At 70.1% G+C, this 11,412-nt stretch carries 15 protein-coding genes; 8 read left to right on the top strand and 7 right to left on the bottom strand.

All coding sequences use genetic code 11. From position 1 onward, the window contains the following. Nucleotides 1-44: 44 nt before the first annotated feature. Nucleotides 45-1,019, top strand: coding sequence for a Bug family tripartite tricarboxylate transporter substrate binding protein (locus tag EP26_RS21110; RefSeq protein ID WP_052389458.1), 975 nt, complete (start codon nt 45-47; stop codon nt 1,017-1,019). Between the two features lie 4 nt (nt 1,020-1,023). On the opposite strand, the gene EP26_RS21105 is transcribed toward EP26_RS21110, so the two are convergent. The 3 genes from EP26_RS21105 to EP26_RS21095 all read right to left on the bottom strand — a co-directional run bounded on the left by EP26_RS21105 (nt 1,024) and on the right by EP26_RS21095 (nt 3,076). Beyond that, the gene (locus EP26_RS21105; protein ID WP_043341607.1) at nt 1,024-1,476 is read right to left on the bottom strand and encodes a DUF3237 domain-containing protein; all 453 of its coding nucleotides are present in this window, start codon (nt 1,474-1,476) and stop codon (nt 1,024-1,026) included. Nucleotides 1,477-1,620: 144 nt separating this feature from the next. Next, a complete protein-coding gene (locus EP26_RS21100) occupies nt 1,621-2,103 on the bottom strand; it encodes a nucleoside deaminase (RefSeq protein ID WP_043341606.1) in 483 nt (160 codons plus the stop codon). Further along, complete coding sequence (locus EP26_RS21095; protein WP_043341605.1) at nt 2,096-3,076, bottom strand: Bug family tripartite tricarboxylate transporter substrate binding protein; 981 nt, start codon at nt 3,074-3,076, stop codon at nt 2,096-2,098. Before EP26_RS21095 ends, EP26_RS21100 begins: the two co-directional genes overlap by 8 nt. A 116-nt stretch (nt 3,077-3,192) precedes the next feature. Here EP26_RS21095 and corA point away from each other — a divergent pair, with 116 nt between their 5' ends. The 3 genes from corA (at nt 3,193) to EP26_RS21080 (ending at nt 5,860) form a co-directional block, all read left to right on the top strand. Next, nucleotides 3,193-4,179: a magnesium/cobalt transporter CorA gene (corA, locus tag EP26_RS21090; RefSeq protein WP_043341604.1), complete on the top strand. Its 987-nt coding sequence runs from the start codon at nt 3,193-3,195 to the stop codon at nt 4,177-4,179. 95 nt (nt 4,180-4,274) lie between these two features. Next, entirely contained in the window at nt 4,275-4,862 is a 588-nt protein-coding gene (locus EP26_RS21085; RefSeq protein ID WP_043341603.1) for a hypothetical protein, read from the top strand. A 32-nt stretch (nt 4,863-4,894) separates the two neighbouring features. Next, nucleotides 4,895-5,860 carry an acetamidase/formamidase family protein gene (locus tag EP26_RS21080; protein ID WP_043341639.1) on the top strand — a complete coding sequence of 322 codons (966 nt, stop codon included), beginning with the start codon at nt 4,895-4,897 and terminating at the stop codon, nt 5,858-5,860. Between the two features lie 43 nt (nt 5,861-5,903). Here the strand turns inward: EP26_RS21080 and EP26_RS21075 are convergent, their stop codons facing one another. The 4 genes from EP26_RS21075 to EP26_RS35065 all read right to left on the bottom strand — a co-directional run bounded on the left by EP26_RS21075 (nt 5,904) and on the right by EP26_RS35065 (nt 9,856). Then, on the bottom strand, nt 5,904-6,761 hold the full coding sequence (locus EP26_RS21075; RefSeq protein ID WP_043341602.1) for an SDR family NAD(P)-dependent oxidoreductase: 858 nt from the start codon (nt 6,759-6,761) through the stop codon (nt 5,904-5,906). Continuing rightward, the gene (locus EP26_RS21070) at nt 6,761-7,867 is read right to left on the bottom strand and encodes an SDR family oxidoreductase (protein WP_084112717.1); all 1,107 of its coding nucleotides are present in this window, start codon (nt 7,865-7,867) and stop codon (nt 6,761-6,763) included. Before EP26_RS21070 ends, EP26_RS21075 begins: the two co-directional genes overlap by 1 nt. A 120-nt stretch (nt 7,868-7,987) precedes the next feature. After that, nucleotides 7,988-8,722, bottom strand: coding sequence for a Fe-Mn family superoxide dismutase (locus EP26_RS21065; protein ID WP_084112715.1), 735 nt, complete (start codon nt 8,720-8,722; stop codon nt 7,988-7,990). A gap of 63 nt (nt 8,723-8,785) precedes the next feature. After that, the gene (locus EP26_RS35065) at nt 8,786-9,856 is read right to left on the bottom strand and encodes an ABC transporter ATP-binding protein (protein ID WP_043341601.1); all 1,071 of its coding nucleotides are present in this window, start codon (nt 9,854-9,856) and stop codon (nt 8,786-8,788) included. A 123-nt stretch (nt 9,857-9,979) separates the two neighbouring features. On the opposite strand from EP26_RS35065, the gene EP26_RS35060 reads away from it, so the two are divergent. The 4 genes from EP26_RS35060 to EP26_RS21040 all read left to right on the top strand — a co-directional run bounded on the left by EP26_RS35060 (nt 9,980) and on the right by EP26_RS21040 (nt 11,396). After that, on the top strand, nt 9,980-10,327 hold the full coding sequence (locus EP26_RS35060) for a DUF883 family protein (protein ID WP_052389456.1): 348 nt from the start codon (nt 9,980-9,982) through the stop codon (nt 10,325-10,327). A gap of 6 nt (nt 10,328-10,333) precedes the next feature. After that, nucleotides 10,334-10,768, top strand: a complete 435-nt coding sequence (locus tag EP26_RS35055; RefSeq protein WP_043341600.1) for a phage holin family protein — start codon at nt 10,334-10,336, stop codon at nt 10,766-10,768. A 95-nt stretch (nt 10,769-10,863) separates the two neighbouring features. Further along, on the top strand, nt 10,864-11,121 hold the full coding sequence (locus EP26_RS21045; RefSeq protein ID WP_043341598.1) for a hypothetical protein: 258 nt from the start codon (nt 10,864-10,866) through the stop codon (nt 11,119-11,121). Then, nucleotides 11,118-11,396 (top strand): GNAT family N-acetyltransferase, encoded by a 279-nt coding sequence (locus EP26_RS21040; RefSeq protein ID WP_043341596.1) that lies wholly within the window; start codon nt 11,118-11,120, stop codon nt 11,394-11,396. Before EP26_RS21045 ends, EP26_RS21040 begins: the two co-directional genes overlap by 4 nt. The last annotated feature ends 16 nt before the right edge of the window (nt 11,397-11,412 follow it).

The following is an 11,412-nucleotide window of genomic DNA, read 5'->3' as shown; positions in this document are numbered from 1 at the left end:
CCGGCAACGAAACAAGGCGCCTGGCGCCAGGGGAGCTTCCGTCCATGATCTCGCGCGCATTGCGGCGGCGTTCCGTGCTGGCCGGCGCGGCCGCCTTCCCCTTTCCTGCCCTGGGTGCACTGCCCGACCGGCCGCTGCGCATCCTGCTCGGCTTCCCGGCCGGGACGGGGCCCGACCTGCTCGGGCGGCTGCTGGCGGAAGGAATGAGGGAGGCCTGGCCGGCCGGCATCGTCGTCGACAACAAGCCGGGCGCGGGCGGGCTGATCGCGGCGCAGGAGGTGGCGAAGACGGCGCCGCCCGACGGCTCGACGCTGCTGCTCGGGGAGGTGGCGCAGCTCGCCATGGCGCCCAGCACCTACGCCCGACTTCCTTATGATCCGGCGCGCGACTTCACCGCCGTCGCCGAGCTGGCCTCGGTGGATTTCGCCCTGGTCGTGCCGCCGGGGCTGCCGGCGACCGATCTCGACGGCTACCTCGCCTGGGGCAAGGGCCAGTCCGCGCTCTACATGGGCACCTTCGGCGCTGGCAGCCCGGGGCATTTCGCCGCCGCCATGCTCGGCCAGGCGGCGGGGGTGACGGTCGAGGCGGTGCATTTCCGTGCGACGGCGGATGCGGTGGCCGCGCTGCTCAACGGCAATGTGCAGGGCATGTTCGGCAGCATCGCCGCAGTCGCGCCGCACGTGCAGGCGGGGCGGATGAAGGCGCTGGCGGTGACCGGGCCGGAGCGTTCCCCCTTGCTGCCCGGCATTCCGACGATGGCGGAGCTAGGGCGGCCAGCGCTTTCGATCAGCGCCTGGTTCGGTCTGGTGGCGCCGGCGGCGACACCAGGCCCGCTCGCCGCCGAGATCGAGGCGGCGGTGCTGCGGGCCATGGCGGCGCCGGCGCTCCGCATCCGCCTGCAGGAGGCCGGGTTCCGCCTCTCGCCGGCCGGGCGGAGCGACTTCGCCACGCTGATGCGGACGGAGACCGCGCGCTGGGCGGAGGTGGTGCGGGCAACGGGGTTCCGGGCGATCGAGTAGGCCGTCAGGTGGCGTAGATGCGGATGATGACGGCGCTCGGCTGGCGCTCGCCATAGCCGACGAAGACCTGCCGATGCAGCCAGGCATGGGAAGGCGCGGCCGTCTCGAAGACCGGCGTCGTGCGAAAATAGACGCGCTCGGGCGGCACCGGCTCGCCCCGCAGCAGCCGGGCCATGTCCGCCGGCGCGGCGTGGCGAAGGCCGCTGTTGACGACATGGACCAGCGTCCCATCGGCGAGGCGGAGCGCGTAGCGTGCGACGATCTCCGTGACGCCGTCCGGCCGGATGAGCTGGTGGTCGGTGCCGCCGGGAAGCACCTCCCCCTCGAGCCGCGGCCCGGCGATGCGGCCGCCGAGGATCGGGACGACGCGGCGCTCTCCTTGCGGGCCGGGGCCGAGGATGATGGGCGCGGCGACGTCGAAACGGGCTTCGGCGATGAAGTCGAGGCTGGGCGGCATGGTGGGCGGTCCTCCGGGCGAAGGAGGTTATACCAAGTCCCAGTGAGACCAACCTATTGGCGGCGGCGGGGCGCCCCGCAGCAGCACGCTCCGTCCTTAACCGGGCCGCTTTACTGTATGGGTTCTGATTAACGGGATTTGATATTAGCCCTTCGCCCACGCCTCCAACACCGCCACCGCCTCCGCCACCAGCGCCTGCCGGGCGGGGATGCGGCCCTGACCGATCGGCGCGCCGGCCTCGCGGCGAAGGGCGGCGACATCACCGCCGCGGCGGCGCTCCTTCGGCACACCGGCCAGCGTCCGGGCGCTGTCGGCGAGCGACGCGGCATAGACCACGCGCCCGATACCGGCGATCTGCATCGCTGCGACGCAGAGGGCGCAGGGCTCGCAGGAGGTCGCCACCGCGCAGCCGGTGAGGTCGAGCGTGCCGAGCTTGGCGCAAGCGTCGCGGATCGCCTCCGTCTCGCCATGGGAGGTCGGGTCGAGCTTGCTGCGCGAGCGGTTGAAGCCCTCGCCGACGATCTCGCCCGCACGCAGCACCACGGCGCCGAAGGGCTCGCAGCCCGGCGTCGCCGCGGCCTCGGCCGAGAGGGCAATGGCGCGGCGAAGCGCGTCCTCCTCAGTCATTCCTGATCCCCATGGCGCGGACGGCGCCGCCGATCGTGTTTACCTGATCCGCAACATAGGCCGCGAATTCCGGCTGCGTCTTGGTGCCGGTGATGATGCCGACGCCGGCCAGCCGCTCCTGGATCGCCGGGGTCCGGAGCAGGAGGTTGAGTTCGTCGTGCAGGCGCGCGGTGACCTCCGGCGGCAGGTTGGCCGGGCCGCTCAGGCCGAGCCAGTTATGTGCGAGGAGGTTGGGCAGGCCGGCCTCGCCGACGGTCGGGACCTCGGGGACACTCGGCGCGCGCGCCGGCACCGTCACCGCATAGGCGCGCAGCCGTCCGACGCGGATGTTCTCGACATTCTCCGGCAATGTGTCGAAGGACAGCAGGATGGAGCCGCCGAGCAGGTCTGCCTGCATCGGCTGCGAGCCCCGATAGGGCGCGTGGTTCAGCGGGATGCCGGTCTGCTGCGTGAACATCGTCCCGACCACATGGCCGACCGAGCCAGCGCCCGAGCTGCCGAAGGTGACGGGTTGCGGCTGGGCGCGCATCCAGGCCATCAGCCCCTTGAGGTCGGCGGCGGGGACCTGGAGGTTGGTGACCACCACCATCGGCGTCGCGCCGATATAGGCGATATGGGTGAAGGAGGTGATCGGGTCATAACCCGGCCGCGAGTAGAGCGGCGGCGAGGTGACGATCGGGGCGGTGTTGCTCAGCATCAGGGTGGTGCCATCGGCCGGCTGCTGCGCGACATGGGCGGCGGCCAGCGTCCCGCCGGCGCCGGGGCGGTTGTCCACGGCCACCCGCTGGCCGAGGCGGGGCGAAAGCGCCTCGCCGAGGACGCGGGCGGCGATGTCGGAGGCACCGCCGGGCGGGAAGACGACGACGATGCGGATCGGGCGGCTGGGCCAGCCCTCCGCCCGGGCCGAAGGGGCCAGTTGCCCGATGGCGAGGCAGAGCCCTGCCGCCAAAACCTGCAAACCGCGCTTGAGCATGGCAAATCCCCTGGATCACCGGCTGGGGAGCAAGGGGCGGGCCAGCGGCAGCGCCCTCGTGACTCCTGGCGCGGGCGCGGGTAGAAGCCCCTGGCCCGACCGGCCGGGGAGCCATCATGCTGACCACCTATACCGTCGAGGCCGGACAGCTCGTCGTGCGCGAGGGCGCACAGGCGACCGAGAGCCTCGGCCGCGCCATCTGGATCGACCTGCTGACGCCGACGCCCGAGGAGGAGCGGCAGGTGCAGGACGCGCTGCGCCTCGAAATCCCGACGCGCGAGGAGATGCAGGAGATCGAAAGCTCCTCGCGCCTCTACAAGGAGGACGACACGCTCTTCCTCACCGCGCCCTTCCTCTATGGGGTCGAGGGGGGCGAACTGGGCTCGACGGCCATCACCTTCGTTCTCGGCAATGCGGTGCTGGTGACGGTCCGCTACGCGACACCGAAGGCCTTCGCCGTCTTCTCCGCCCGCTGCCAGCGGACGCCGGTGCAACTACTGACCTCGCCCGACGGGGTGATGCTGCATCTGTTCGAGCAGGTGGTGGACCGGCTGGCCGATATACTGGAGCGCATCGCCGCCGAGATGGACCGCGCCAGCCAGGCCGCATTCCGCACCGCCAAGGCCAAGGTCAAGGCGACCGCCAAGGATGCCGACCTGAAGGACGCGCTCATCACCCTTGGCCAGGTGGGAGAGGTGACGACCCGGGCAAGCGAGACGCTGCTCGGCCTGTCGCGCATCTTCACCTTCCTCACCGCTGAGAAGGCGATCGCGGTCAGGCGTGAGAACCAGCCGCTGATCAAGACGCTGGTGCGCGACGTGCGCTCGCTCGTCGAGCATGCGAACTTCCTGAACAGCAAGGCGAACTTCCTGCTCGACGCGGTGCTCGGCATCATCAATGTCGAGCAGAACGCCATTATCAAGACCTTCACCGTGGCTTCCGTCGCACTGATGCCGCCGACCCTGCTCGCCAGTATCTACGGCATGAATTTCGAGATGATGCCAGAGCTCAAATGGAGCTTTGGCTACCCCATGGCGCTGGGGCTGATGGTGGTCTCCGCGGTGCTGCCAATCATCTACTTCAAGCGCAAGGGCTGGCTCTGAGCTCGCGCTGGCTCGCAGCGCTTCTGCTGCTGCCGGCAGGCGCCGCTCATGCGGAGGGTGTGCCGCCCTGCCCCACCGGACGGCCGGAGATCCGCATGACCGTGACCGACCCTGCACCGGTGGTCAGCCACTCGCTTGGCATCGACGGGCTCCATGGCGAGTCGGGGCAGCCGCGCAGCCCAGGGCTGCACCACCTGGCGCTGACCACCTCCCGCGTCGAATGGCAGAGCGAGATCGAGACCCGCTACCGCGAGGATGCGGGCGGGGTCTGCGCCCGGCCGGCGCGGATCGCGCTCGGCCTGCTGCAAACGGAGCATCTGATCCGCATCGCCGGGGAGATTCCGCGCGGCGGCTGCCTCTGGCGCGAGGTTCTGGCGCATGAGAGGCGCCATGTGGCGGTGAACCGGCGCACGCTGCACGCCGCGGCGGCACGGGCACGGGCGGCGACGGAAGCCTGGGCGATGCGGGCCGAGGGGCGTGGCGCCACCTTCGACGAGGCGATGGCGGCCTTGCAGGAGGGCCTGCGGCAGGCGATCGAGCCGGCCCTCGCCGGGATGCGGGATGCCCGCGAGACAGCACATGGACGGATCGACAGCCGGGCCGAATACGAGCGTCTGGGCGAGGTCTGCCCGGCCGATCAGCGCCGGCTGCGGGAGGCCTTGCAGGCATCCGGCGCCCCGTGATGCCATGGCGCCGATTCGAGGAGGACCGTAGCTTGCCCGCGACGCACCATATCGAACCGACGCTCGAGAACATCCGCTGGGGCGGGTTCGACGCCTCCTTCGCGCCCGTGAAGACTGTCGACCCCGGCGACCTCGTCATCCTCGAATGCGTCTCCGGCGCGCCGGACGTGATGCCACCAGCGGGGAGCGGGCTTGCCATCCCGCCGCGCCTCGCCGCCATCCATGCCGCGCCGCCGACGCGGCACGGGCCGCATATCCTCACCGGCCCGGTCGCGGTGAAGGGCGCCGAACCGGGGGATTGCCTGCGCGTCGATATTGAGCGGATCGACCTGGGCGCCGACTGGGGCTTCTGCGCCTTCCGCCCGCTCGCGGGCACCTTGCCAGAGGACTTCCCCTACAAGCGGGTGCTGCACATCCCGGTCGACAAGCAGGCGATGACCTGCAAGGTGCCGGTCGGGCCTGGCATCACCCTGCCGCTCGCGCCTTTCTTCGGGGTGATGGGCGTCGCAGGACCCGAGGAATGGGGCACCATCTCCACCAAGGAGCCGCGGGCGCATGGCGGCAACCTCGACAACAAGGAGCTGGTGGCAGGGACGACGCTCTACCTGCCGGTCTTCGTGCCGGGGGCGAATTTCTCGGCCGGCGACGGGCATGGCGTGCAGGGCGATGGCGAGGTCTGCATCAATGCGCTGGAGATCTGCCTGACCGGGCATTTCCGCCTCGGCCTAGAGAAAGGCGGCGGCGCCAAGGACCCGGTGCTGCGTTTCCCGCGCGCAGAGACGCCGACGCATTTCATCAGCATGGGGATGCACGAGGATCTCGACCTCGCCATGAAGCAGGCGCTGCGCGAGATGATCGCCTTCATCGTCTCGCGCACCAACCTCTCGGCGGCGGATGCCTACCAGCTCTGCTCGCTCGCCGTCGATTTCCATGTGACCCAGACGGTCAACGGCGAGAAAGGCGTGCACGGCATGCTGAAGAAAGGCCTGTTGTTCTGAAGTCGGGCCGCCGTATGCGACAGCCGACCTTGAGCGGAAGCGCTCAGGGCGATCGAGGGCCGGATTTGACGAAAGCCGCGAAGGCCTCAGCATAGTCCTTGTGCCAGCGCGACAAGGGCGGACGGTTCTCGACGATGTCGCCTGCCGACCAAAGGATGCGCCGCTCATCCAGCCAGCGCGGCACGTCGTTGTCGGGGCAGAGGATGTAGAAGTCGCCGGCTTCGAGGCGTTCCAGCATGAAATCCACCGTCTGCTCCGGCGTCCAGGCGGCCGCGGGCTTCTCCGTGCGGCCGTTGGCGGTGAGGCCGGTGAAGACGAAGCCGGGAATGAGCAGATGCGCGCTGAGCCTGCAGCCCTCGGTGTTGCGCAACTCGTGCTGCAAGGCCTCGGTGAAGGCGCGAACGCCGGCCTTCGCCACGTTGTAGGCCGGGTCGCCGGGCGGCGTGGTGATGCCCTGCTTCGAGCCAGTGTTGATGACGAGGCCCGGGCGACCACGCTCGATCATCCGCGGCACGAAGATCTGACTGCCATGAATGATGCCCCAGAGATTGGTCTGCAGGATGCGAGACCAGGTTCCGGGCGGGCCGAAGATGGTGCTACCGGGTTGGATGCCCGCGTTGTTCATCAGAACGTCCGTGCCGCCGAAGCGCTCGCGCACCGCGGCCTCCAGCGCCGCGACCTGGGCGGGGTCGGCGACATCGCAGGGCTGCGTCATCACCTCTGCACCGGGCACTGCCTCGACGATGGCGGCCGCCGCCCTGACCAAGCGGTCCTCGCCGAGATCGGCGAGGACGATATGCAACCCTTGCTGCGCAAAGCGGGTGGCGGCCGCGAAGCCAATACCCGCGGCGCCGCCGGTGACGACGGCGACGGCGCCCGGGACGAGAGCCGGGTGCGGCATCAGAAGATGCCGCCGACGCGTCGCCGCGCCTCGCGGGCGAGCCGGCGCACCGGCCGCTGGCCAGGGATGAGGACGCGCCCGCCGCCCATCCGCCGGGCGGCACCGATGCCGATCACCAGCGCGCCAAGGCCAGCGAGCGCCGCCGCGGTCATCGCCGGATGCAGCTGGGCCTCAAGGAAGAGGCTGGTCTTCCGCACCGGAGCGACAGGGCGGGTGAGGCTCTTCTCGGTGCCGTCCTCGCGCGGCTGGTAGAGGTTGTCGACGCGGCTCGCCTTCGGGCGCTTGCTGCTGACCTGGGCCGGGTAGCCGACCGCCTCCATCACCAGGTCGGTGGTGCGGGGGAAGAGCGCACCCATCAGCGCGATGGCATGGCCGCCGAAGCCGACCACCAACTCCCGCCGCTTATGGGCGCAGGCATGCAGGATGGCGCGGGCGACGAGCTTCGGGTCATAGGCCGGCGGCGGAACGCGGACGCCCTCGCTCGGCAGGTAGTTGCGGGCATGGTCTTGGAAACCGGTCTCGATGCCGGAGGGCTTGATGAGCGTGACGCTGATAGGCGCCCCGTCGCGCTCCAGCTCCATCCTGAGCGCATCCGTAAATGCGCGGACGGCGTGCTTCGTTGCGGAATAAGGGCCCTGGAGCATCATGGCCCGGTCAGAGAGAACGCTGCCGATATTGACGATAGCACCACCGCCGCGCTGGCGCAGCGCACGCGCCGCGATGGTGCTGCCGTGGACGACGCCCCAGTAGTTGGTCTCGAAGAGACGATGGTGATCGGCAAGCGGGACCTTCTCGATCTCACCATAGATCGATGTGCCGGCATCGTTCACCCAGGAGTCAAAGCCGCCGAAGACCTCCTGCACCTTGCTGGCGGCAGCCTCCAGCTCCTCGAGCTTGCCGACATCGGCGACGGCATGGTCGGCGCGCGCGCCCTGGTTGCGCAACTCCTGCACGATCTTCTCAAGAGCCTCGCCGTTGCGGGAGATGAGGAAGACGCGGGCACCGGATTGCGCGGCGAGGCGGGCAGTGGCGAGGCCGATGCCGGAGCTGGCGCCGGTGATGACGATAGTCTGCTGGTTGAGCGGCTTCAGCCGGAGCTGCGGCATGGGGAACCTCGGAATTCGTGGGGGAAGTGCGGGGTGAACCGCCCTCCCCCGCCCTCGGTTCCCACACAGGTCGACACCGCGACCCATGCCTTCGGCACCGGCGCCTCAGGCGGTCGCGGCCTAGATCGTCAATGAACCGGCCTTGGCCGCGGCATAGCGGGCAGCGACCTTCTCCCAATCGAGCACGTTCCACCAGGCCTCCAGATAGGCCGGGCGGCGGTTCTGGTACTTCAGATAGTAGGCATGCTCCCAGACATCGTTGCCGATGAGCACCCGGCCATCATCCATCAGCGGGGTGTCCTGGTTGGGCCGGCTGGCCAGCGCCAGCTTGCCAGCGCGATCCACGGTGACGAAGACCCAGCCGGAACCGAAGACGCGGGCGCCAGCCCCGTTGAAGTCGCCCTTCAGCTTGTCGAAGCCGCCAAGGTCGCGGGTGATCGCCTCGGCCAGCTCGCCCGTCGGCGCACCACCCTTGCCGCCCATGATGCCCCAGAACATCGCGTGGTTGGCGTGTCCCCCGCCATTGTTGCGGAGCGCTGTGCGGATCGCCTCCGGCATCTCGCCGAGCCTCGCCAGGATCTGCTCGATCGGCATGGCTGCGACCTGGCCGTGGTCCTTCACCGCCGCGTTCAGGTTGGCGACATAGGCGGCGTGGTGCCGGCCGTGGTGGATCTCCATGGTCTGCGCGTCGATATGCGGCTCGTTCGCATTGGCCGCATAGGGGAGCGGCGGCAGGGTGAATGGGCCAGAAGGAGCGGAAGCGGGCGCCTGGGCCCAGGCTCGCGGGGCAGCGAAAAGGCTGGCCAGGGCAGCGCCGCCCAGCAGGGCGGAGCGGCGGTTCAGCAGCGTGGACAAGGACGGTCCCTCCGGTTTGTTGCGCGGAGCAGATGGGGCGGCGCCGGCCGGAACCAAGGCCGGTCAGCGGAGCGCGCGGTAGGCGAAGGCGGCAAAGGGATCCCAAGCAACGGAGGCCGGGCCACCGGGCACCGGCAGGCGGGTGCCAGGCGGACGGCGGGCGATGAGCATCCCGCCCTCGCCGAGTTCCATCAGCAGGCGGACATGGTCGCCGAGGAAGACAGTATCGCGCAGCGCCGCCGGCAGCGCGCCCTCGCCCATCTCTTCGGCCGGCAGGGCGGCGACGGCAACACGGTCCGGGCGGATGGCGACGATGCAGCGGCTCCCTGGGCCGCCGGCATCGGCGATGCGGGCCTCGACCGATGGGCCGCAATCGAGGCGAATGCCGCACTCCGCCTCCTCCCGCCATTCGACCGTGCCGGGCAGGCGGTTGTTCTCGCCGAGCAGGCCGGCGATGAAGGCCGTAGCGGGCTCCTCGTAGAGGGCGCGGGGAGTGTCGCACTGGGCGATTCCACCCTCCTCGATGATGGCGATGCGGTCGGCCAGCGCCATGGCCTCCTCCCCATCCCGCGTCGCCAGCAGGATGGTGAGGCCGAGGCGGCGGGCGATGCGCCTGAACTCGAAGGCGAAGGCGCGGCGCGGCGCGGGGTCGAGCCCGGCCAGCGGATCGTCGAGCAGCAGGAGCGGCTGCTCCGGCGCAAGCGCACGGGCGAAGGCGGCCCGGAGGCGCGGCAACGGGCCGAGCTGGCCGATGCGGCGACCTTCGAAACCGTCGAGGCCGAGGGCGGTCAGCGCCCGGGCAATGCGGGCGGAGCGGTCGCGGGCGGGGATGCCGTAGCCGGGCAGGAGTTGCGCAATGGCCTCCTGCACCGTGCGGCCGCCAGGAAGGTCTGGGTCGAAGACGGCGATCGGGCGCTGCGACGGCGCAAGGCCCGAGAGTTGGCGCCCGGCAAGCAGCACCCGCCCCTCATCCGGCCGATCGATGCCGGCGACGAGGCGAAGCAGCGCGGTCTTGCCGGCGCCGGCCGGGGCGAGCAGCGCCAGGCATTCGCCATGGGCGAGGTCGAGGTTGATCGCCTCCAGCCCGGCCGCTCTGTTTGCGATGCCTTCGAGGCGCAGCAGCGGCACGTCCATCACGGTCCCTTCCCTTGCCAAGGCATCGCCGCCCGGCCTGACAGTGTCAACGTCCAGGGGTGGAACCATCGGCCGCCAGGCCGCGTTGCAGCGCCAAGTTTCCACCCCGCAAGGAGAAAAACCATGTCGGCTGCCAATGACATGTCCAACGACGCCCGCCGCCTCAAGGATCAGGCCGCAGCTTCCGCCGACCGCGTCTCCACCGACGCGCAGGAAGAGCTGGCGAAGCTGCGCGCCCAGGTCGAGCGGCTGATGCAGGAGCGCGTCACGCCGGCGCTGGCCGGCGCGGCCGACCAGGTATCCGACTATGCCAACCGCGCCCGCGAGGCGGTCGAGGAGCGGGCCGACGCAATCTCCGAGACCGTGCGTGAGAAGCCGCTGATGGCGATCGGCATCGCCGCCCTCGGCGGCTACCTGATCGGCCGGCTGATGGGCGGCAATACCTACGTCTATCCGCGCGACCGGCACTAAGCGGCCATGCGCCTGATCAGCCTCCTGCGCGTTGCGGCGCAGGCCGAGACGCTGCGGTGGAAGCGCACCGGCCGAGGAGTCGCCATCCAGGCGGCGCTCGGCGCGGCGGCGGCGGTCTTCGGGCTGATGCTGCTGGTCATGCTGCATGTCGCGGCGCTGATCTGGCTGGCCGACGGGCGCAGCGGGACAGCGGCGGCGCTCATCGTCGCCGGCGTCGATCTGGTAGTGGCGGCGCTGCTCGGCTGGTTGGCTGCGCGGCATGCCGAGGACCCGATCCAGGTCGAGGCACAACGGGTGCGTGACGATGCGCTGCGGCAAGTGGGGGATACCGCCTCCCGCGCCATGGTGCTCGCCCCGCTGCTGCGCAGCCGGAACGCGAAGAAGGGACTGATCGGCGCGGCAGTGACCGCAGCGGTCGTCGGCTTCATCGCCAGGCGGTAAGCGGAGAGGCGGCCGGCCATCATTGGCCGGCCGACTTTGACGATCTCTCGCAGCCCTCGCGCGTTCAGCCAGGGCAGGCAGCGAGGAATAGCGGCATGGACCGCGAACTTCACCATCATCTGAGGACATTGCTGAACGAGCTGCAGCCGCTCCTGGCCATGGCCGAGCGTGATGGCGTGCCGGGCCAAGCGGCGGCACAGCTGCGTGCCGCGGCGGCCGAGATCGAGAATGCGCTGACGCCGGATGCGTCGCAACGGCGTGCCGATTCCGAGCACTCCATCGATGCCGCCAATGCCGAGATCATCCGCCGCGGCGAGCGCGAGCGCGGCGCTTGGGGGATCGACGAAGCATGAGCCAGGTCAGGGACAATGCCACGGCGCAGCACTTCGAGCTCGCGGCCGGGGATGCGCTTGCCTTCATCGCCTATCGCCGAGAGGGCGATACGGTCGAACTTTTCCACACCGAGGTGCCTCAGGCGCTGGAAGGAAAAGGCATCGGCTCGGCCCTGGTGCGTGGCACCCTGGACAGGTTGCGAGCCGAAGGGGTGACGGTGGTGCCGAGTTGCAGCTTCGTCGCAGGTTACATCGAGCGACATCCCGAATACGGAGCCATGGTCGCCAGAGGTTGAAAGGCACCAGGCGCCA

The sequence above is a fragment of the Belnapia moabensis DSM 16746 genome (assembly GCF_000745835.1).
GTDB lineage: Bacteria > Pseudomonadota > Alphaproteobacteria > Acetobacterales > Acetobacteraceae > Belnapia > Belnapia moabensis.
Note: the sequence above shows the minus strand (reverse complement) of the source record. Positions and strands in the feature narration are given on the sequence as shown.